General features: G+C 65.2%; 23 protein-coding genes. 19 read left to right on the top strand and 4 right to left on the bottom strand.

The genetic code is table 11. The features are described from left to right. Positions 1-43 precede the first annotated feature (43 nt). Entirely contained in the window at positions 44-769 is a 726-nt protein-coding gene (locus IP68_RS14250) for a sigma-70 family RNA polymerase sigma factor (protein ID WP_054135659.1), read from the top strand. A gap of 301 nt (positions 770-1,070) precedes the next feature. On the opposite strand, the gene IP68_RS14245 is transcribed toward IP68_RS14250, so the two are convergent. Continuing rightward, positions 1,071-1,886 carry a flagellin gene (locus tag IP68_RS14245; RefSeq protein WP_054135658.1) on the bottom strand — a complete coding sequence of 272 codons (816 nt, stop codon included), beginning with the start codon at positions 1,884-1,886 and terminating at the stop codon, positions 1,071-1,073. A gap of 370 nt (positions 1,887-2,256) precedes the next feature. On the opposite strand from IP68_RS14245, the gene IP68_RS14240 reads away from it, so the two are divergent. From IP68_RS14240 to fliS, 18 genes are all read left to right on the top strand, one after another. Continuing rightward, positions 2,257-3,555 (top strand): sigma-54-dependent Fis family transcriptional regulator, encoded by a 1,299-nt coding sequence (locus IP68_RS14240; protein WP_054135657.1) that lies wholly within the window; start codon positions 2,257-2,259, stop codon positions 3,553-3,555. A gap of 22 nt (positions 3,556-3,577) precedes the next feature. Beyond that, positions 3,578-3,919 (top strand): flagellar hook-basal body complex protein FliE, encoded by a 342-nt coding sequence (gene fliE, locus IP68_RS14235; protein WP_054135656.1) that lies wholly within the window; start codon positions 3,578-3,580, stop codon positions 3,917-3,919. 3 nt (positions 3,920-3,922) lie between these two features. Then, the gene (gene fliF / locus IP68_RS14230; RefSeq protein WP_054135655.1) at positions 3,923-5,701 is read left to right on the top strand and encodes a flagellar basal-body MS-ring/collar protein FliF; all 1,779 of its coding nucleotides are present in this window, start codon (positions 3,923-3,925) and stop codon (positions 5,699-5,701) included. Beyond that, entirely contained in the window at positions 5,694-6,740 is a 1,047-nt protein-coding gene (gene fliG / locus IP68_RS14225) for a flagellar motor switch protein FliG (protein ID WP_082382378.1), read from the top strand. Before fliF ends, fliG begins: the two co-directional genes overlap by 8 nt. Continuing rightward, positions 6,733-7,413: a hypothetical protein gene (locus IP68_RS14220; RefSeq protein WP_156318161.1), complete on the top strand. Its 681-nt coding sequence runs from the start codon at positions 6,733-6,735 to the stop codon at positions 7,411-7,413. Before fliG ends, IP68_RS14220 begins: the two co-directional genes overlap by 8 nt. Beyond that, positions 7,410-8,741 (top strand): FliI/YscN family ATPase, encoded by a 1,332-nt coding sequence (locus tag IP68_RS14215; protein WP_054135653.1) that lies wholly within the window; start codon positions 7,410-7,412, stop codon positions 8,739-8,741. The genes IP68_RS14220 and IP68_RS14215 overlap by 4 nt, the downstream gene beginning before the upstream one ends. Further along, on the top strand, positions 8,738-9,163 hold the full coding sequence (locus IP68_RS14210; RefSeq protein ID WP_054135652.1) for a hypothetical protein: 426 nt from the start codon (positions 8,738-8,740) through the stop codon (positions 9,161-9,163). Before IP68_RS14215 ends, IP68_RS14210 begins: the two co-directional genes overlap by 4 nt. Beyond that, positions 9,160-10,974 carry a flagellar hook-length control protein FliK gene (locus IP68_RS14205; RefSeq protein WP_054135651.1) on the top strand — a complete coding sequence of 605 codons (1,815 nt, stop codon included), beginning with the start codon at positions 9,160-9,162 and terminating at the stop codon, positions 10,972-10,974. Before IP68_RS14210 ends, IP68_RS14205 begins: the two co-directional genes overlap by 4 nt. Before the next feature lie 37 nt (positions 10,975-11,011). Continuing rightward, a complete protein-coding gene (gene fliL / locus IP68_RS14200; RefSeq protein ID WP_054135650.1) occupies positions 11,012-11,578 on the top strand; it encodes a flagellar basal body-associated protein FliL in 567 nt (188 codons plus the stop codon). A gap of 34 nt (positions 11,579-11,612) precedes the next feature. Further along, a complete protein-coding gene (locus IP68_RS14195) occupies positions 11,613-12,557 on the top strand; it encodes a FliM/FliN family flagellar motor switch protein (RefSeq protein ID WP_054135649.1) in 945 nt (314 codons plus the stop codon). A 7-nt stretch (positions 12,558-12,564) separates the two neighbouring features. After that, positions 12,565-12,915 carry a flagellar motor switch protein FliN gene (fliN, locus tag IP68_RS14190; RefSeq protein WP_054135648.1) on the top strand — a complete coding sequence of 117 codons (351 nt, stop codon included), beginning with the start codon at positions 12,565-12,567 and terminating at the stop codon, positions 12,913-12,915. Between the two features lie 72 nt (positions 12,916-12,987). Further along, positions 12,988-13,341, top strand: a complete 354-nt coding sequence (locus tag IP68_RS14185; protein WP_082382377.1) for a flagellar biosynthetic protein FliO — start codon at positions 12,988-12,990, stop codon at positions 13,339-13,341. Beyond that, on the top strand, positions 13,338-14,162 hold the full coding sequence (gene fliP, locus IP68_RS14180) for a flagellar type III secretion system pore protein FliP (RefSeq protein ID WP_054135647.1): 825 nt from the start codon (positions 13,338-13,340) through the stop codon (positions 14,160-14,162). The genes IP68_RS14185 and fliP overlap by 4 nt, the downstream gene beginning before the upstream one ends. A gap of 66 nt (positions 14,163-14,228) precedes the next feature. Further along, entirely contained in the window at positions 14,229-14,501 is a 273-nt protein-coding gene (locus tag IP68_RS14175) for a flagellar biosynthetic protein FliQ (protein WP_054135646.1), read from the top strand. After that, positions 14,498-15,280: a flagellar biosynthetic protein FliR gene (fliR, locus tag IP68_RS14170; protein ID WP_054135645.1), complete on the top strand. Its 783-nt coding sequence runs from the start codon at positions 14,498-14,500 to the stop codon at positions 15,278-15,280. The genes IP68_RS14175 and fliR overlap by 4 nt, the downstream gene beginning before the upstream one ends. A 4-nt stretch (positions 15,281-15,284) precedes the next feature. Further along, on the top strand, positions 15,285-16,427 hold the full coding sequence (locus IP68_RS14165) for a flagellar biosynthesis protein FlhB (RefSeq protein ID WP_054135644.1): 1,143 nt from the start codon (positions 15,285-15,287) through the stop codon (positions 16,425-16,427). A 60-nt stretch (positions 16,428-16,487) separates the two neighbouring features. Continuing rightward, a complete protein-coding gene (gene fliD / locus IP68_RS14160; RefSeq protein WP_054135643.1) occupies positions 16,488-17,888 on the top strand; it encodes a flagellar filament capping protein FliD in 1,401 nt (466 codons plus the stop codon). 25 nt (positions 17,889-17,913) lie between these two features. Continuing rightward, on the top strand, positions 17,914-18,309 hold the full coding sequence (fliS, locus tag IP68_RS14155; protein ID WP_054135642.1) for a flagellar export chaperone FliS: 396 nt from the start codon (positions 17,914-17,916) through the stop codon (positions 18,307-18,309). A gap of 11 nt (positions 18,310-18,320) precedes the next feature. On the opposite strand, the gene IP68_RS14150 is transcribed toward fliS, so the two are convergent. From IP68_RS14150 to IP68_RS14140, 3 genes are all read right to left on the bottom strand, one after another. Beyond that, on the bottom strand, positions 18,321-18,788 hold the full coding sequence (locus IP68_RS14150) for a DUF2269 family protein (RefSeq protein ID WP_054135641.1): 468 nt from the start codon (positions 18,786-18,788) through the stop codon (positions 18,321-18,323). A 93-nt stretch (positions 18,789-18,881) separates the two neighbouring features. Next, the gene (locus IP68_RS14145) at positions 18,882-19,559 is read right to left on the bottom strand and encodes a COQ9 family protein (RefSeq protein ID WP_054135640.1); all 678 of its coding nucleotides are present in this window, start codon (positions 19,557-19,559) and stop codon (positions 18,882-18,884) included. 33 nt (positions 19,560-19,592) lie between these two features. Beyond that, on the bottom strand, positions 19,593-20,501 hold the full coding sequence (locus IP68_RS14140) for a DMT family transporter (RefSeq protein ID WP_054135639.1): 909 nt from the start codon (positions 20,499-20,501) through the stop codon (positions 19,593-19,595). Positions 20,502-20,531: the final 30 nt, after the last annotated feature.

Genomic DNA, 20,531 nt, shown 5'->3' with positions numbered 1-20,531 from the left:
CCAGAGCCGCAGCCCGACATTCTCATGAAGCTGGACACATAATATGCAGCACATACCCATCGAGACGATCACTTATGGCCGCAAACCCGCCGCGATTGCGCCGGGCAAGCTGATCGAGGCGCATCTGCCCCTGGTCCGCAAGCTGGCCTGGCACGTCCGCGGCATGGCGCCGGGCGTGATCGAGATCGAGGACCTGATCCAGATCGGCATGGTCGCTCTGGTCGAGGCGGCGAACCATTACGAGGATCGCGGCCACGGCTTTGCGACCTATGCCAGCATGCGCATTCGCGGCGCACTGATCGATCATCTGCGCTCGTCGAGCAACATGTGCCGATCGGCGATGGATTTCCGCAAGAAATTGCGCCGGGCGCAGGAGCAATTGGTCCGCCAGCTGGGCCGCAACCCGACCGAGGCGGAAGTGGCCGCGGCGCTGGGCATGGATGCGGCGGAATACCGCATGCGCTCCGATGCCGCGCAGGACGTGCGCTTTGAATCGATGGACGAGGTCTATTCCGAACATTCGATGTGGTTTGCCGATCACGAGGATTCGGCCGAAACCCGGATGGAGGCGGACAACCTCAAGCAATTGCTCAATGCCAGCATCGAAACGCTCAAGGATCGCGAGAAGCTGATCCTGCAGCTGCACTATATCGAGGAAATGAACCTCGACGAGATCGGCCTGATCCTCGGCATCACCGCCGCGCGCGTCTGCCAGATCAAGAAGGCCGCGCTGGAAAAGCTGCGCAAGCGGCTGGCAAGCACGCGGTAATGATATAGCTCTCTCCCGTTGAGCTTCGCTCGCCTGCGGCCCGGGGGAGAGAAGCGAGACTTGGCAGCTTGCTGCGTAGTCGCAGCTGAGAGGGGCTGAACGTCCAGCGCATTCCCCTCTCCCAACCCTCTCCCCTCAAGGGGAGAGGGTCTAAAGCCCCAACCCCCAACAACGAAAAACCCCCTTCCCGTTGGACGGGGAAGGGGGTTGATCGGAATTCGAAAGGCTCAGGCCAGTGAGTTGTCGTAAAATGGCCGTTGCGGAGCCTATACGGTTGAAGTCGTCTGTTGTTCCCGACCGATTAACGGATCAGGCTCAGAACGCCCTGCTGGCTCTGGTTCGCCTGGGCGAGCATCGCGGTCGATGCCTGGCTCAGGATCTGCGCCTTGGCGAGCTGGGTCGATTCTTCCGAGAAGTTGGCGTCCTGAATGCGCGAACGCGATTCCGACAGGTTGGTGACGCGGTTCACCAGGCTGGAGACGGTTGCCTGCAGACGGTTCTGCGCGGCACCCAGAGTTGCCTGAGCGGTCGTGATCGTGTCGAGCGCGGTGTCGAGCACGGTCAGGGCGCCGTCACCACCGGCAGCGGTGCCGATGTCGATCGCGTCGACGGCCAGGGTAGCGGCAGTGACGTCGGTCAGCGTGATGGCGACGGTTTCACCCGAGGACGATCCGGTCTGGACGTCGACGGTTGCGTTGGTGCCGTCGAGCAGGGCAACGCCGTTGAAGTCGGTGCGCGATGCGACGTCGTCGATCTGGAGGATCAGTTCGGCAACTTCAGCCTGCAGGTTGACACGGTCGGTGTCCTGCAGCGTGCCCGAAGCCGACTGAACCGACAGTTCACGCATACGCTGCAGCATGTTGACGATTTCGTTCATGCCGCCTTCTGCGGTCTGCGCCAGCGAGATGCCGTCGTTCGCATTACGGACAGCCTGGTTGAGGCCGCGGATCTGCGAGGTCATGCGGGTGGCGATGGCGTTGCCGGCGGCGTCGTCGGCTGCCGAGTTGATGCGCTTGCCGGTCGACAGGCGGTCGATTGCCTTGGACAGGCTGTTCTGTGCAGTGGTCGAGGCATAGGATGCACGCATTGCCGCGACGTTGGTTCCGATAACAGTCATCTGTTGTTCCTTTCAGTTCTTGAACGGGGCGGCTCGGTCCCACCAAAGCGGCCTCGAAAGCGTTAACGGTGCAGGGCAGGGGGCATTAAGAAAAAAAATCGACGCGTCCGTTCGGGCCGGTGCGAAAGGGAAGGCAAGGGGCGTCAATCCGCCGACACCTTCCCCGTGCAGGTGTCAAAAATCCGTCACCGGTTCCTTGACTGCTCGCGTCAATAAAATGACGCGGGCGGGTGATGCCTTATATACAGGCGCCCCAGAGCCGCGCTTTCCGGCCATTCCCCGCAATTGGCACAGGCCTTGCTAGAATAGTCTCTGCGGGGCCTCTCTTTAACGGCAGTCTCCGCGATCCATTAAGTCGGGGGACTGAAATATGATCGAATGCACACTGAGCGAGGCCGTTCGTACGAACCTGCCCATGCTCGAAAGCTGGCTCAAATCAGCCTGGATCAACCCGGTTGCGGTCGCCACGACCGCCGGTGCGGTCAAGGTTCTGATGGCGCAGGAAATCGCCTCGGCCAGCCATCGTGACATTCTTGTCGATCTCACGGACGGCGCACCGCAGCTGGTGCGCGCCGCCAACGGTCTTCCCGCCCGCATCGCCTTCGGCTTTGACGACATGCCGCTCGGCCTCGCGCTGATCGCCGAACTTCTGCGCGCCGGACGCGGTCCCGCCGTGGGCGAGCCTGCAATGGCCAAGCTGATGGGCTATGCCGCGCGCATCGCCCGCAGCGAGGCTGCGGTGCTGATCCAGGGTGAAACCGGCACTGGCAAGGAAGGCATGGCCCGTCTGGTGCATGACCAGAGCCCCCGCGCCAAGGGCCCGTTCATCGCGGTCAACTGCGCCGCGCTGCCTGAAACCATGGTGGAAGCCATCCTGTTCGGCCACAAGAAGGGTGCGTTTACCGGCGCATCGGCCGATGGCGAGGGCCTGTTCCGCGCTGCCGATGGCGGCACCTTGTTCCTCGACGAGATCACCGAGCTCCCGCTGGCGCTGCAGGCCAAGCTGCTGCGCGCGCTGCAGGAAGGTGAAGTCCTGCCCGTCGGCGAGACCCGTTCGGTCAAGGTCGATGTCCGCATCGTCACCGCCGCCAACCGCGATGCCGCCGAGCTGGTGGCCGCGGGCGAATTCCGCGAAGACCTTTACTGGCGCCTCAACGTGATGCCGATCGCACTCCCCCGCCTTGCCGATCGCCGTCAGGATGTCCGCGCCATTGCCGCCGCCATGCTCATCCGCATGCAGAACGATGCCAGCGATTTCGCCTGGCTGAGCGCCGAAGCGCTGGAAACGCTGCAGGCGCACAGCTGGCCGGGCAACGCCCGCGAGCTGGGCAATGTGCTGCAGCGCGCTCTGGTGCTGCGCGATGGCGATGCGATCGAAGCCGAAGATCTGGGGCTTGCCCCGATGCGCCTGTTCACCGCGCCTGCCGCTGCACCTGCGCCCGCAGCCTTCGGCCCGCGCGCCGATCCGGTGCCCGCCGCAGGCACGGTCAAGCTGATGCGCGCCGGCGATCTGCACAGCCTGTCGCGCGCTGTCGAACATGATGCGATCCAGCAGGCTCTGGACGAAAACGGCGGCAACCGCCGCGAAACCGCCCGCATGCTGGGCATCTCCGAACGCACCCTGCGCTACCGTCTCGCCAATATGCGCGAGCTGGCAGCTGCCGCGTGACCGGGGCGAGAGGAGCTAGGCCATGAGCAACATCAGCAGCACCATTATGGCGGCGCGCAATGCGATCCTCCAGCAGAACAGCGCGCTGCAGCAGCTGTCCAAGAAATCCCCGATGCTGGGCACCGAGGCGACCGAGACCAAGCCCGACGGCTTTGCCGGGACGCTCAAGACCGCGCTCGATCAGGTCAACCAGGTGCAGCACGCGTCATCGAACGCGGCGACATCGTACGAAATGGGTCAGACCACCGACATTGCCGCGGTGATGATGGCCAAGCAGAAGGCGTCGATCGGTTTCGAAGCGACCCTTCAGGTCCGTAACAAATTGCTGTCCGCGTATCAGGACATCATGAACATGCCGGTATAATCCATGTCAGAGATTACCATCAGCCCCAATCCATCCGACGGTGGCGCGTACAACCCCACGCCTGCGCTGGTCGCCGGTACCGGAGGTTCGGGCGCGTCCGGGCGCATTCTGGGTGGCACAGCCATCCCGGCGCAGGTCCGCAACTTCGTGAGCCAGCCGGCAGTCGCCAAGGCAATGCCGCTGATCGGCTTTCTGGGCATCGTCATGCTGGCGATCCTGGCCTGGGCGGCGCTTCGCGAGCCGCCGCAGCGCGATCTGTTCCGCGGCCTGCCCGACAGCGACAAGGCTGCAGTCATCTCCGCGCTCGACAGCTCGACCATTCCCTACAGCTTCGAGGAAAGCTCGGGCACGATCATGGTGTCCGAAGATGATTATCATAAGGCGAAGATTGCGCTCGCAGCGCAGGGCCTGCCCAAAAGCTCGCCCAGCGGCGACGATCTTATCTCGTCCATGCCGATGGGTGCCAGCCGCGCGGTGGAGAACGAGAAGCTCCGCGCCGCGCGCGAACTCGATCTTGCCCGCAGCATCGAAGCGATGGACTCGGTCGTATCGGCGCGGGTCCATCTCGCCGTCGAGCCGCCGAGCATCTTCATCCGTGATCGCAACGAGCCGGCCGCATCGGTGGTGCTCCAGCTCGCCGATGCCGGCCGCCTGCCCGAATCGCAGGTCCAGGCGATCATCCATCTGGTGGCAAGCTCGGTCCCCGGGCTGTCGGCAGAGAACATCTCGCTGGTCGACCAGAACGGTCGCCTGCTTTCGAGCAACTCCAAGAGCAGCTCGATGGACGAGGCCGAACGCCAGATCGAGGTCAAGGAAACCATCGAGGAACGCTATCGCCGTCAGCTGACCGCGCTGCTGACCCCGATGCTGGGTGCAGGCAACTTCGTTGCCGAAGTCTCGACCGAGGTGAACTTTGCCGAGCGTCAGGCGACGACCGAAACCTTCCCCGCCGATGAAGCACGGGTGCGCAGCGAACAGACGGTCACGTCGACCGAAGCCCAGCCTGCCCCCGCAGGCGGTGTGCCCGGTGCGCTGGCCAACCAGCCGCCCGCCGATCCGACTGTCGCCACCGAACCGGGTGCGGAGCTGGCAGGCGCCGAGGGTGCAGCCCCCGGCCAGACCACGACCCGCAACGAACAGGTCAACCGCAACTTCGAACTCGGCCGTCAGGTTGCCGTGACCCGCGAGCCTTCGGGCAAGGTCACGCGCATCTCGGTCGCCGTCGCGGTCAAGAACCTGGCCGGTGGCAAGGAGCGCAGCGCCGCCGAAATCGCCGCGATCGAGGCACTGGTCAAGGGTGCGATCGGCTTTGATGTCGCGCGCGGTGACCAGGTCGCCATCTCGTCGCGCAACTTCGAGCCGGTAACCGCGGTGGAAGAGCCGTTCTACGAAACCAGCTGGTTCAACATGCTGGTGCGCAACGTCTCGGCGCTGCTGGTCGCGCTCGCGCTGATCTTCGGCATCGGTCGCCCGCTGCTCAAGCGCTACACCAAGCAGAAGGCAGAGGACAAGGAAGCCGCCGCTGCCGCCGCAGGGGAGGGCCCCAGCGGGCTGCTCGCCCAGGCGCTGGCCCGTGACGGAACCGATCCGCGCGCCGCAGGACGCACCGTCAACGACAACGAGCCGGTGACGCTGGACATGATCAACGCCGCGTCGAGCTATCAGGAGCGTGCGCTGCTGATCCAGAATTTCGTGAGGCAGAACCCCGATCACGCCACCTTGGTGGTCCGTGATCTGCTGAAGGGCAATGCCGATGCCGCCAAGGAGCCGGTCGATGCCTGATGCCCTGGATGCCGTGGTCGAAGATGGCGTCGCGCCCGCAGGCCGTCGCCCGATCCCCTCGGATCATGCCGCCGCGATCCTGATGCTGCTGTTCGCCGAAGAGCAGGCAGCCGAGATCCTGACCCGGCTGGAGCCCGACGAGGTGCGCCAGCTCAGCGAGATCATGTATTTGGTCGCCGATGTCGGTGCCGAGGAGATCAACGAGGTGCTCGACCTGTTCATCGACAAGGCGCGCAACCGCACGACTTTGGGCTACAAGGCCGACGAGCAGATCGAGGGCATGCTCAAGCGCGCCTTGGGCGATCGCCGCGCCGAAACCATGATCACCCGCGTCGCGCCCAAGAAGTCCGGCAACGGCCTCGAGGCGCTCAAATGGATGGACGCGGTCGAGATCGCGCTGCTGGTCGAGCATGAGCACCCGCAGATCGCCGCCGTCGTGCTGTCGTATCTCAAGCCAGAGGTTGCCGCCAATGTGCTGCAGCTGCTGCCCACAGACGTGCAGGAAGACGTGGTCTTCCGTCTGGCGACGCTGGGTCCGGTCAGCGCCGAGGCGCTCGAGACCATCGATGCGCTGCTCGCCAGCCAGGGTGCCGGCCAGCGCAGCGGCGGATCGAGCTCGTCGGGCGGCACGTCGGACGCAGCAGCGATCATGAACATCATCAACAAGCGCGAAAGCGCGCGGATCATCCGTGCGGTCACCAAGCGCGACAAGGAGATCGCGCGCAAGATCGAGGACGAGATGTTCGTCTTTGCCGATCTCATCCGGCTCGATCCCAAGGATCTGGGAGCGCTGGTGCGGTCGATCGACGCCGAAATCCTGGTTCCCGCACTCAAGGGCGCCGAAGACAAATTGCGCGACAAGATGTTCGGCTGCATGTCCAGCCGTGCCGCACAGTCGATCGCCGACGATATCGCCGATCGTGGCCCGATGCCGCTGTCCGAAGTGGTCGAGGCGCAGAAGGCGATCGTCCAGGCCGCCAAGCGCATGGCCGATGCGGGCGAAATCGTGATCGGCGGAGGCGGCGACGAATATGTCTGATCGTCCGATGACCATCGGTCCCGATGGCAGCGCGGAGTTTCTGCCGGTGTGGGACATGCAGGCGCCGCCTGCGGTGTTCCGTCCCTCCGCGATCTTTGCTGCGATGGCGGGCTTTGCCAGCGCTGATGCGCAGCCGCCGGTGATCGATTTCGACGAGGAAGACGACCTCGCCGACGAACCCGAGATCGACCAGGGGCCTTCGCCCGAGGAGCTGCTGGTGCAGGCCTATGACCAGGGGGTTGCCGATGGCATCGCCCAGGCGATAGCCGAACAGCAGGCGAGCGATGCGGCCACCCAGGCGCTGTCCTCCGCGATCACCGCGCTGCGTCCCCAGCTCTCGCAGGGGCTGTGCGCGATGCTGCTGCACGCGATGAAGCAGATGCTTGAACGTTCGAGCGGTTTTGCCGAGCCTGATGCAGCGGTGCTGGAAAAGCACTGCCAGTCGCTCGCCACCTTAGTTACCCGCGACATGCGCGGCAGCGCGCTCCACCTGCACCCCGAGGACATGAAACTGCTGGGCGATGCCGAATGCGGCCTGGTGCTGACACCCGATCCGACGATCCGGCGCGGGACAGTTTCACTTAACCATGCTGATGGATGGATTGAGCAAGGAACCCAGCCGATGCTCGACGCTCTGCAAGGGCTGATCGACGATCTGGAGGGGGACCAATGATCGCTGCACAGGAAGAGGCGGTTCGCCAGTTCACCGACAAGGTCGCCGCGCTTGGCGCGGGCCCGCGCCGCGTCGGCCGGCTGGTCGCGCATGAAGGCGGGATGCTGGAAGTAACCGGCTTCGATTATCCGATCGGCTATGGCGGATCGGTCCGCGCCGCCGATGGCCGCCGCATCCGCGCCGAGATTGCAGGATTTCGCGGGTCGCGCGCAATGATGGTGCCGCTCGAGAGCGATGCCGCGCTGCGCAGCGGCGCGCGCGTCGAACCCGACGCGCAGGCCAACATGGCCGTGGTCGGCGAGGCTCTGCTCGGTCGCGTCATCGGCCCGATGGGCGAGCCTTTGGACGGCCTTGGCCCGGTAATCGCGCACGATCGCTGGCCGCTTGCGGGCAAGCGCGAGAACGTGCTCAACCGTGGCCGGGTCACCAAGACCATTGACCTCGGCGTCCGCGCGATCAACGCATTGCTCACCGCAGGCCATGGCCAGCGCATTGCCGTGGCGGCAGGATCGGGCGTCGGTAAATCGGTGCTGATCGGCCAGATCATCGGCTTTGCCGAGGCGGACGTGATTGTCGTCGGGCTGATCGGCGAGCGCGGCCGCGAGGTCAGCGATTTTGTCGAGACCAAGATGGCCGGCCCGATGAAGTCGCGCACCGTCACCGTCGCGGTACCCGCCGATCACTCTCCGATCCTGCGGCTGCGCGCGGCCTATCGCGCGACCGCGATCGCCGAATATTTCCGCAAGCAGGGCAAGAAGGTGCTGCTGATCATCGACAGCCTGACCCGCATCGCGCACGCACAGCGCGAAATCGGGCTGGCGCTGGGCGAACCGCCGACGATGAAGGGCTATCCCCCTTCCGCGCTCGCCTTGATCCCCAAATTGGTCGAACGCGCGGGCAACGACCGCGAAAGCGGCGGATCGATCACTGCGCTTTATACCGTGCTCGCCGATGGTGACGATCTCGACGACCCGATCGTCGATGGCGCGCGCGCGATCGTCGACGGGCACATCATATTGTCGCGCTCGATGGCCGAACAGGGCATCTTTCCCGCGATCGACATCGGCAAGTCGCTGAGCCGCGTCGCCACCGACATCATCTCGGACGAACACCGCCGCGCGATGGCGAACTTCCGCCGGATCTGGTCGGCCTACGAGGAAAACCGCGATCTGCTGCTGATGGGCGCGTATCGCGAAGGCACCGATGCCAATATCGACGAAGCGGTCGCGCGCAGGCCCGATCTGCTCGATTTCATCCGCCAGGCGCCGCATGACCGGGTCGATCTCGACGCCAGCGTTGCCGATCTGATGCAGGGCTTTGGCGCATGAGCCTGAAGCCCAAATCCTGGCGGCGGGTCCACGCGGTGCGCGATGCGCAGGTGAAGCTCGCGATCGGCGTTGCCGCCAATGCGATGCGCAACGAGGCGACGCTGATGAACAATGCCGAGCGGCTGAAAAAGCTGCGCGACGGCGCGTTCGAGGCGGCGCACTGCCAGAACGGCGCCGCGCTGCACGCGCAGCTCGAGCTCGCGCAGCGGCTGATCCGCGCCGATGGCGAGATCAACGCCGCGCTGGTGCGCGCGCGGCAGCATCTTGCCCAGGTCGAGCGGCAACGCACTGCCGCCTATATCGATCGCGAAACCACATCCAGACTGCTTGATCGGGCGATCGCCCATGCCGACGACACCGCCGACCGCAAGGCCGCGCGGCTGCCGATCCGCCGCAGAAACCGCAAAGGAACCGAAGAATGAGCCAGGACATGATGCAGGCGCTGTCGGGATCTTCGCTGATGTCGCTTTCAGTTGGCACGCTTCCTGCTGTGAAGTCGGGCATGATGCTTGACGCCAACCCCTTTGCCAGCCAGCTGGCGCAGATGACCGGACCCGATGCCGCCATGGGCGACACCGGGGCTGCACGCGCTGCCGCGGCGGGTGCAGGCGACGCAGGCTTTGCCCTGGCGCTGGCGCAGGTGCCCGCACCTGTTGCGGTCGCGCAAGCCGTGCCACTGGCCGACGCTCCCGAAATCCCCGCGCTGCCTGAAGATGCCAGCCCGACCGCGATCATCGAGGCGGTGCTGGGCGGCGTGATGAAGCCTGCTGCTGCACCCGTTGCGGCATCGGCTCCGATCGCTGCGGAAGCTCCCGTCACACAGGCCGCCGCTGCTGTTCTCGCGCCGCAAACCCCCGCGCTGCGTCAGATCACTCCGCAGGCGCTGCCCGAAGCGGTCGCAGCCGAAGACATCGCCGCAGACCCGCACACCGCGCGCCCGCGCCGCACCGCCAGGCTGGACGAGACGGTCGCCGGCGCAGCCGATGCGGTGCCGCTTGCTGCTCCTGCCATCGAGGCTGTTGTTCCCGCGCCTGTGCGGCCGGAAGCTTTTGCTCCCGACACCGGCAGCGTGCGGGTCGCGATCAGCGCTCGGCCTGCGCCGGTGACCGAGTCCGCGCCCACAGCGAATGCCGCAGACACCGTCGCTGACGCCGCCCCCCTCCAGGCTCCGGCGCAACCTGTGGCCCCCACTCAGTCCGCGCAGCTGCCAGCCGAAGCGCCTCAGACCGTCGCCGCTTCGTCGCTGCAGAGCGATGCGGTACAGAGCGAAGCGGTCCGCAGCAGCGCCGAAACGACCACGCCCGCCCCGACCGCACAGGCCCAGCCCGGCCGCGGCGTGACCGCAGAGCGCGCATCGGCGCCCGTCGCCATCCCGGCATCGCCGGCAAAGACCGAGGCTCCGAAGGTCGCACCCGAACAGGCGCCGGTGACCGATGCAGCGGCGACCGCCGAGATCGTCGTGCCCGGTCAGATTCCGCTGCAGCCGCAGCGCAGCACTGTAACGCCCGCTTCGCGTACCACCGTGTCCGCTGCGGGCCAGCGCGCCATCCAGGCCGCAGCGCAGGCCGCGCGGCCCGCCCAGGCCTTGAGCGCGCTGTTCGATCTGGCTGATCCTTCCGCGCAGCCGGTATCGGCCGCCAGCATGCTGGATGCCGTCGGCGCGAAGACGGCAGAGGCCGTGCCGCCCTCCTGGGCTGCGGCGCTCAACGCGGTCGTAGCTCCGGCCATCGCCAACACCGTTCAGGGGTTGACCGCTCCTGTCGCAACCGGCGCCGCGCAGGCCGCGCCGCTGGAGACGCTCGCCTTTGATGCCGGGTTCGTCGGCAACGTCGAAACCCAGATCGCCCGCGTGGTGGGTGGCGGCCAGATGGTGCGGATGCAGATCAGCCCCGAACATCTCGGCCGGATCGACATCGAGATGCTGGCCGGGCCCGAGCGCGACCATGTCCGCATCACGACCGAGCATGACGCCGTGCGCGATACCCTGGTCCAGTCGCAGGTGCGGCTCGAGCAGGATTTGCGCGCCAACAACCAGCGCAGCGCCGATGTCACCGTCGAACTGCGCCAACAGTCACCGGGCGCGCAGGGCGGATCTGCGCAGCAGCAGCGCGGCCAGTCCGGACAGGAAGCCGGCAGCGCCCGCGAGGCGCTTGCCCGCCAGACGACCGCTGACCCGCAAGCAGAGACTTCCCCCGCCCAGCGCCGCGCCCGCGGCAATGTGCGTTACGCTTAACCTTTTGAACACATGATATTCTCTTAAGGATCGACAGATGGCTGAAACCGAAAAGGAACCGAAGAAGAAGGGCGGCATGGTCAAAAAGCTGCTGATTCCCCTCGTCGCCGTTCTGGTGCTTGGCGGCGGCGGCGCGGCTGCGGGCTTCTTTGCGGCCGGCATGATCGGCGGCGGGGAGCATGAAGACCCCAATGCCCCCAAGGTGGTGCTGAAGGACGGAACGACCGTGTCTGCCAAGGCGGCGGGCCTCAAGAACCCGGGATCGGCAACCCAGCTCGATGCCAAGTTCAAGGTCACCTATTTCCCGATCGAGGAACCCTTCACCGCCAATCTGCGCGGCGACACCGGCTTTGCCCAGATGTCGCTCGCGGTCTCGACCTATTTCGACGAGAAGATCACCGCCGCGCTGACCGAGCACAACATCGCCGTGCGTTCTGCCGTGCTGATGACGATCAGCGAGTTCGACGCGATGCAGCTCGAATCGATGGAGGGCAAGAACCAGCTCAAGGGCCAGATCAAGAAGGTCATCAACGATACGCTGACCGAGAAGACCGGCTTTGGCGGGGTCGAGGACGTCTATTTCACCAGCATCGTGGTTCAGTGAAGCCGAATTCAGCGAGACGGGACGACAGCATTTCATGAGCAAGGCCAAAACCACCGCATCCCCGGCTGAAGCAGCGCCGCAAGAGGCTGCCGCGCCGGTGACCGAGCGTCGCCCGGCAGAGCACAGCTTTGCCCGCGCCGATGCCGACCAGAAGACGGTCGTGCCGGTGCTGCGCCGGGTCGCGCGATCGCTGTGCGTCGGCCTGCGCAATGCGCTCGAGCCGATTGCCGGGGTCAAGCTGCGCGTCGACACGCCCGATCCCGAATTTACCCAGTTCGATGCCTGGTGCGACCGCCAGCCCGAACTGGTCAGCATCAGCCAGTTCCAGCTCAGCCCGATGAAGGGCCGCGTGCTGCTGCGGATGGAACCTGCGATGGTGTCGGCAATGCTCGATGCGTTCTTCGGCGGTGCGCCGCGCGATAGCGCTGTCGCCAAGAAGGAATTCACCCAGACCGACATCCGCCTGATCGGCCGCATGGCCAAGGCGATCGGCGAACGTCTGGGCGCGGCCTGGAACGAGGTCGGCAGCTTTGCCTGCCACGCCGCGGGCCATTCGAGCAGCGTCGACGGCGCGCGGATCGCGGCGCCGGCGGCACGCATGGTGATCCAGCGTTTTCGCCTGACCCTGCCCGGCAACAGCCGCTACGAGATCGAGATCGTCTACCCGCTCGACGGGCTGCAGGGCGCCGACCAGTGCCTGACGCCTGCAGGCTTTGCCGAGGAGCGCGGGCCGGATCCGGCGTGGCGCGACCAGATGGCCGTGGTGCTCGCCGATGTCAGCCTGCCCGCGCGCTCGGTGCTCGCCCGTCCGGTGCTCACTTTGCCGCAGCTCGCCGACCTCAAGCCCGGCGACATCATTCCCATTCCACCGGCGCGCAACCTGCCGCTGATCATCGGTGACCGCGTGTTCGCGCGCGGCAGCCTGGGTGAACAGAACGGCCTGGCCGCGTTCCGCATCGAAACCATTGAAAAAGGATAACGGATCCATGAGCGACATGAGCGAAGCCCCGATGCTGGGCGCCCCTGCAGAGGCTGTGGACCTGAGCGGCAACGGATTGCATGAGGCGGCAAATCATTACCGCTTTCTTGCCGACATCCCCGTGCGGCTGTCGGTCGAGGTCGGCAGCGCATCGCTGCGCCTCGCCGAAATCATGGAGCTTGCCGAAGGTTCGGTGGTCGAACTCGACCGCCAGGCCAATGAGCTGCTCGACATCAACGTAAATGGCACGCTGGTTGCAAGAGGGGAAGTTGTCACTGTCGACGGCCGGTTCGGAATCCGGGTGGCCGAGGTGGTGACGAAGAACGTCGGCCAGGCACGGGTCGAACGGCGAGTCTGACGGGACCCTTTTTGTCCCCGCCAGCCCCCGCCGGAAACCCGGCGGCGCGGCGGAGGACAAGAAGCGGAACCGATGACTTACTACATCATCAAACTCGTCATCATGCTGCCGATCATGGCCGGCATGATCTATGGCAGCCTGTGGCTGTACAAGAAGTACCAGCCCGGCATGATGGCCCGGCTCGACATGGCAGGCCCGCAGCGCGACCTCAGGGTCGTTGAAACGGTCAGCATGGGTGTGTCGGGCAAGCTCGCTGTGGTCGAGTTTGCAGGGCAGAGAATTCTGGTTTCGGTGACGCGCGCGCGGATCGACACGATCGCCCGCGCCGATGCCGGAAACGGTCCGGCCAGCGTATCACCTCCCCCGGCGACGCTGGCCGGATCAGAGCGCGACCTGCTCGCAGCGTTCAAGGCGCTCGGAGCATGAGCGGAGCAACACCACGGCGCCGCCGCGCAGGCAAGGGCCTGCTGGGCTGGTGGATCGCCGCGATCCTGCTCGCGGCTCTTGCCATCCTCCTTGCCACCCCCGCATTCGCGCAGGCAACCGGCCCGGTCGCAGCGCCGGGCGCCTCCGAGGCGCTGGGCCGCGCGCTCGACGATGTCGCAGGCGACGGCAAGCCGCTGACGCTCTCCCTGCAGATCCTCGTCCTGATGGGTCTGCTCACCATTCTGCCCTCGATGCTGCTGATGATGACCAGCTTCACGCGGATCATCATCGTGCTCTCGATCCTGCGCCAGGCTTTGGGGCTGCAGCAGACCCCGCCCAACCAGGTGCTGATAGGCCTGTCGCTGTTCCTCTCGATGTTCGTGATGGCGCCGACCTTTACCGAGATCAATTCGCGCGCTGTCGCGCCTTATGCCGCCGACACCATCGAGCTGGAAACCGCGATCGAGATTTCCGGCAAGGAATTCCACAAGTTCATGATCAAGCAGACGCGTCAGACCGACCTCAAACTGTTCATGGATCTCGCCAAGGAAAAGTCGTTCGCACGGCCGCAGGACATCCCGTTCTCGATCCTGCTGCCCGCGTTCGTGACCAGCGAACTCAAGACCGCGTTCCAGATCGGCTTCATGATCTTCCTGCCCTTCCTCGTCATCGACCTTGTCGTCGCCTCCACGCTGATGGCTTTGGGCATGATGATGCTGTCGCCGACGATCATCTCGATGCCGTTCAAGCTGCTATTGTTCGTGCTGGTCGATGGCTGGGCGCTGACCATGGGGTCGCTTGCCGGGTCGTTCGTGACGTGACCGCGATGCCCGCCTGCCTGCCCGCCATCGTGCACATCCCCGATTTTCCCTGGACCGGATCCTGACATGGAACAGACCGACTATTTCATCGGCCTCGCGCAGCAGACCTTGTGGATAACCGCGCTGGCCTCGGCCCCGCTGCTGATCCCCGCTTTGCTGGTCGGCGTGTTGCTCGGCATGGTGCAGGCGGCGACCTCGATCAACGAGGCGACCTTGAGCTTCGTGCCCAAGCTGGTCGTGCTCGCGATCATCCTGGCGCTGTTCGGCGGATCGATCCTCTATCTGATCGCCGACTTCACCGTCGAAATCTTCAGCCGTATTCCGGACCTGCTGCTGTGATCGCACCGGGGTTCGCCACTGTCGAAGCGCAACTGTGGATCTGGATCATGGCGATGATCCGGCCCGGTGCCGCGCTGATGGTGGCGCCCGTGTTCGGCGCGACCGCGGTGCCGCTGCAGGTGCGCATCATTCTATCGGCGATGATCGGCATTGCCGCGGCCAATTCGGTCACGATCAACCTGCCCGACAGCACCCTGGTCAGCTATTCGGGCTTTGTCTTCATCCTGGGCGAGGTGATCTGCGGCGCGGCGATCGGCTTTGCGCTCCAGGTCGGCTATTCCGCAGCATTCGTCGCGGGCGAAGTGATCAGCAACACCATGGGCCTGGGCTTTGCCTCGATGAGCGATCCGCAAAGCGGCGCATCGAGCCCGGTCATCGGCAGCTTCCTGTCGATCGTCGCGGTGCTGCTGCTGCTCGCCATGGACGGGCATCTGATGCTGATCGCGATCATCGTGCAGAGCTACGAGGCGCTGCCCCCGGGCAATGCGTTTCTGTCGCCGCGCGTCATCTTCGATCTGGTAGAATTCGGCGGCACGCTGTTTTCCATGGGGCTGGTGATCGCGTTGCCGGTCGGCGCGGCGCTGATCATCGTGCAGGTCACCATGGCGATGCTCGCGCGCTCGGCGCCGCAGCTCAATCTGTTTTCTGTCGGCATCCCGGTCGCGGTGCTGGCGGGCATCGTGCTGCTCGCGATGGCAGCACCCGTGCTCGCCGATGGCATGATGCGCGCGATCGAACTGGGCCTCGAGCAATCCGAAGTGATGGCAGGGGAGGGCTGACGCGATGGCAGAACAGCCCCCCGGCGGCGGTGAAAAAACCGAAGCACCAACCGAAAAGCGGTTGCGCGATTCGGCGGAAAAGGGCGACGTGCTCCAGTCCAAGGAACTGGGCACCGCGATGATCATGATCGGCGGCACCTTCGCCTTCGTGCTGTTCGGCGATGTCATGGTCTCGGCGATCGCATCGATGCTGCGCACCGGGCTGGTGTTCGATCTGCACGACGCAACCGATTTCAACGTCGGCCAACGCACCTTCACGCTGCTGGCGCCGCTGGCGCTGCCCTTTGGCGGGCTGTTTGTGTTCCTGATGCTGGCGGCGGTGGCGACACCGGCGTCGCTCGGCTCGCTGGGCTTCCGCTGGAGCGCGGTGGCGCCAAAGGCCAGCAAGCTCAACCCGATGGCGGGCTTCAAGCGGATGTTCGGGCTGCACGGGCTGATCGAGCTGGGCAAGTCCATGGCCAAGGTTGCGCTGATGGGCACCGTGGGCGTGGTGATGATCATGTCGATGTTGCCGCAGATGGCCGAGCTCGGCCATGGCGATGTCCGCGCCGGGATCGGGGCGTTCGGCGACCTGTTCGCGCTGACGATGATGGCGATGGCGGGCTGCCTGGGGTTGATCGCGATGATCGATGTCCCCGCGCAATGGTTCCAGCGCAACCAGAAGCTCAAGATGACCAAGCAGGAAATCAAGGACGAGCACAAGGAAACCGAAGGTTCGCCCGAGCTCAAACAGGCGGTGCGGCGGCGGCAGTACGAGATGCTCAACGGATCGACCCGCAAGGCGGTCGAGGAAGCGACCGTGATCCTGGTCAACCCGACGCATTTCGCCATCGCGCTGCGCTATGACCGGCTGCGCGATGCGGCGCCCGTGGTGCTGGCGCGTGGCCGTGGGGCGATTGCCCAGGCGATGCGCGAGATTGCGATGGAAAAGGGCGTCACGATCCTGCGCTATCCCGAACTCACCCGCGCGATCTACTTCACCTCCAAGCCGGGCGCGATCATCGACGAGCGGCTGTACATGGCGGTCGCGACGCTGCTCGCCTTCGTCTTCCGCATCAACGAAAAGATGGATGTCGGCTTTGGCCAACCCGACCTCGCGGTGCCCGCCGACATGCTTTTTGATATGGACGGAAAGCCGCAGAAATGACGGAAAATTCGCTTAAACCCGGCTCGCCTGCGCCGTTAACAGTTTCAAGAGGACACGGCCATGGTCACCAATAGCGGAATTTCGAATCTCATCACCGGCTTTACCGGCGTGAACAGCGCATCGCTGGTCAACGATCTGGTGGCAGCATCGCTGCAGCCCAAACAGGATGCGGTGCGCGAGCGGCAGAACCTGAACCAGGCGCGGATTTCCGCGCTCGCCTCCGCCTCCTCGGCGCTCGACACCTTCTCCACCGCGCTCACCGAAATCCTCAACGGCCGCAAATTCTCCGGCTCGCTTGTCTCGACCCGCGGCGACCTCGTTGCCGCCAGCTTCATTCCGGGCCAGAAGCCCGAGGGACTGCCCGCCACGGTGCAGGTGAGCCAGCTCGCCTCGGCGCAGAGCGTGGTGTCCGCATCGTCCTATGCCGCCAATGCGCAGGTGGGTGAGGGGACGCTGACCTTCACCACCGCGACCGGAAGCTTCGACGTCACGATCGATTCCACCAACAACAGCCTGGGCGGCCTTCGCGATGCGATCAACGCTGCCGATGGCGGCGTCACCGCCAGCATCGTCACCGACAATTCGGGATCGCGGCTGGTGCTGCGCGGGCGCGAAGGATCGGCCAACAGTTTTACCGTCACCGGATCGGGCGGCGGCGCGGCGCTCGATGCGTTCGCCTATCCGCCGGCGGGCGGCGCGGGCATGAATTCGGTCACCACCGCCGCCGACAGCCTGGTCAATGTCAACGGCATCCAGGTGGTCAACAGCTCCAACCAGATCGACACCGCCGTCCCCGGCGTGCGCATCAACCTGCTAGCGGCGGCTCCCGGCACCAATGTGGTGATCAGCGGCGATCAGCCGACCTCGTCGATCAAGGACGTGCTGACCGAGTTCGTGAAGGCCTATAACAACCTGCGCGGCGCGCTCAACGAGGCGACCGCGCCCGGGCTGGATGGTGCGAGCGGCGGGCCGCTGGCCGGCGAGCGCGCGGCGCGCGACATGATGCGCGCGATGGCATCGCTCACGACCAAGCCGCTGACCGACACCGGCGCGTACACGTCGCTGGCCGATATCGGCGTCAGCACCAACCGTGACGGAACGCTTACCCTGAACAGCGTCCGCTTCGATCGGGCGCTCGCCGCCGATCCCGAAGGCGTCGCCAGGATGCTGGAGCCTGCGACCCCCACTGCGGCCAATCCCGGTCTCGCCAAGGCGTTCGAGGATGTGAAGACCAGCCTCAAGGCGCCCAGCAGCTCGCTCACCGGCGCACAGGAGCGGCTCAAGAAGCTTGCCGCCAATCTGACCGAGCAGCTGGAAAAGGTTCAGGAAGACAGCGATCGCTATCGCGAGCAGCTGGAAAAGACCTTCGGCGATATGGACCGCCAGCTCACCATCCTGCGCTCAACGCAGAGCTATATCGAGCAGCAGGTTTCGGTCTGGTCGAACAGCAACAACAACTAAGAACAAGAAACGATAAGGGACAATCATGAGCTTCATTTCCCCCCGCCGCAACATGGGCAGCTACAAGGCCGTCGATACCGCCAGCCGGGTGGAGGGCGCCAGCCCGCATGATCTGGTCGTCATTCTGTTCGACGAACTGCTGCTGCGGCTCGATGCTGCGGTGCGCCATGCCCAGCGCGGCGAAAGCGTTCCGATGATCCAGGCGCGCGCGCGTGCCTCGGCGATCGTCATCGCGCTGGAAGAAAGCCTCGATTTCGAAAAGGGCGGCGAACTGGCGCTGGCGCTGGCGCGAATCTATCGCGAAGCCAGCCGCCGGATCAACGCCGCGATCAGCATCGACAAGGTCGACATGCTGATTTCCGCCCGCCAGATGCTCGCCGAAATCGCGGAAGCCTGGCGGACCATCGCGCCGCGCGGCTAAGGCTCGGCAGGCTAGGGCTTGGCGATCATGAAATAGAGCGCCGCGACTAGCGGAACCGTCGCGACCAGCCCCCAGAACAGCCAGCGGCGCGCCAGCGCGCGATACTCCTCGCTGATCGTGTCCGCGCCTGCGAAGCCTCGCGCGAGCCTGGCCTGCCTGATCTGGATCGGCACCAGAATGCCCAGCCACAGCACGCCCGCGGCGACGAAGCACAGCTGGCTCCAGAGCAGCCAGTCGGGGCCGGGAAAGCCGTAGCGCGCCTCGAACATCGCGCCATAGCCTCCGACGATGGTGAGGATGATCCCCGGAATGGTCACGCCGAAATCGGTCCCGGTGACCAGTCGCTGGCCGAAGGCGACGATGTTGCCGTCGCGTGTCCGGTCGGCAAACACCTTCCAGATGGCGGTGACGGTGATGTTGCCGAGCAGCAGGATGATGCCAAGAATGTGCAAAAACTTGTACAGATTGAAGGCTGTCATCACCTATCCCGCGTGCTCTCACCAGCCTGGTTCATGCACCGTTTTCGGTTCCGCCGCAAACCTGCAAATGGATATGGCAGCGCAGCGGCGCGGTCAGCGCGCCGGGTAGCGCAGACGGCCCAGAAAGCGGGTCAGGCTCAGGCTCTCGCCGCCCTTGGTCCACTTGGCCTTGGCCTTTTCGAACTGCATGACGTTGTCGATGCGGCGGCCCAGAAAAGCGTGGGTGTCGGTGAAGTCGGCGCTTTCGTCATCGAGAAATGCCATCAGCGTCGATCCATAGACGCCCGAGAGGATCATGCGCTTGGAATAGTGATTGTAGTCGGTGGCGGTATCGCCGGCGAGCCGCCACATCAGGTCCGCGGTGCGCCACGAAAGTTTCGCCGCGCGCCCCAGATTGGAAGGCAACGCCAGGATCGCGGTCGCGCGGCGCAGCGCCTCGCGCTGGTGCGCCACCGCCTCGAACCGGAACGCGACGAGCGCGGTGATTCGCTCGCGGATCTTCATCGCAGCAATCCGCTCTGGCGGAAACGCCTCGATCATCTGTGCGTCGATGTGGCTGATCCACGCCTCGATCATGTCCATCGCGCCCTGGTCGAAGGCCAGCTGGGCAAGCCCCAGTTCGACGCCTTGGGCGCTTGCGGCGGCATCGCGTGCAGCCGGCGTCCAGCCATCGAATACGGCTTCATCGGCGATGAACGGCGGCAGGAACAGCCGCACATCGTCGAGCGTGGCATCGGCGGGCAGGGTATCGAGCTTGGTCGGGCGGTACATCGGCTTGCAGTGCCTCCTAGGGTCCACTTCCAATTAGGAAGCCGGAGCCGAACCTGCAAGTCGCGCGGCGCGGCGTGCCTCGGGAAGGCGCACCAGCACCAGCGCGATGCCGATCGCGATCATGCCGATCCAGTCCGCCAGCGACAAGATCTCGTCGAACACCACCCAGCCGATGATGCACGCGATCACCGGCTGGCCGAGCAAGGCGATGCCCAGCACCACCGGCGAGAAATGATTGACTGCATAGACCATCAGCCCCTGGCCGAAGAGCTGGCAGACCACTGCGAGCAGCAGCACCGGGGTCCAGTCGGTCGGCCAGACGGGCTCGCCCAGCAGCAGCGCGATGCCCAGCAACGGGCCGATGCCGAAGACGGTCGACCAGACCAGCACCGACCAGCTGCCCAGATCGTTGCGGACATGACGGATGCTCAGCAGATACACGACATACAGCACGCCCGCTGCCAGGCAGAACAGATCGCCGACCAGATTGCGGACATCGAGCTCGTAGGAGCTTCCCATCAGCAGCGATGCGCCGATGATCGCCAGCAGCACCGCTCCTGCCTCCGCCTTGTGCGGCCAGGCACGGCTGATGACGAAGCCGTAGAGCACGAGCAGAATGCTGCCCATGTTGCCGAACAGGGTCGCATTGGCGAGCTTGGTGCGTTCGATCCCGAAGTTCCAGCTGGCAAGGTCGAGCGCAAAGGCAAAGCCGCCCAGCGCCAGCATCCACCAGATGCCCGGGCGAAAGCCCGACAGCGGCTCGCGCCGTTGCATCGCGATCAGCACCAGCACCGGCAGCGCCAGGCTGAGCCGCCAGAATCCTGCGGACACAGGGCCAGTATCGGCCATCCGCACGAACAGCGGGCCGAAGGCGAGCGCCACATTGGACAGAATCAGCGCCAGCAGGGCAAGGCCGCCACCGCGCTCGGTTGCTTTTGTCATCGCGGGGCCTTAGCCAATCCCTCAAATCCT

The organism is Blastomonas sp. AAP25, assembly GCF_001295965.1.
Classification (GTDB): domain Bacteria; phylum Pseudomonadota; class Alphaproteobacteria; order Sphingomonadales; family Sphingomonadaceae; genus Blastomonas; species Blastomonas fulva.
Note: the sequence above shows the minus strand (reverse complement) of the source record. Positions and strands in the feature narration are given on the sequence as shown.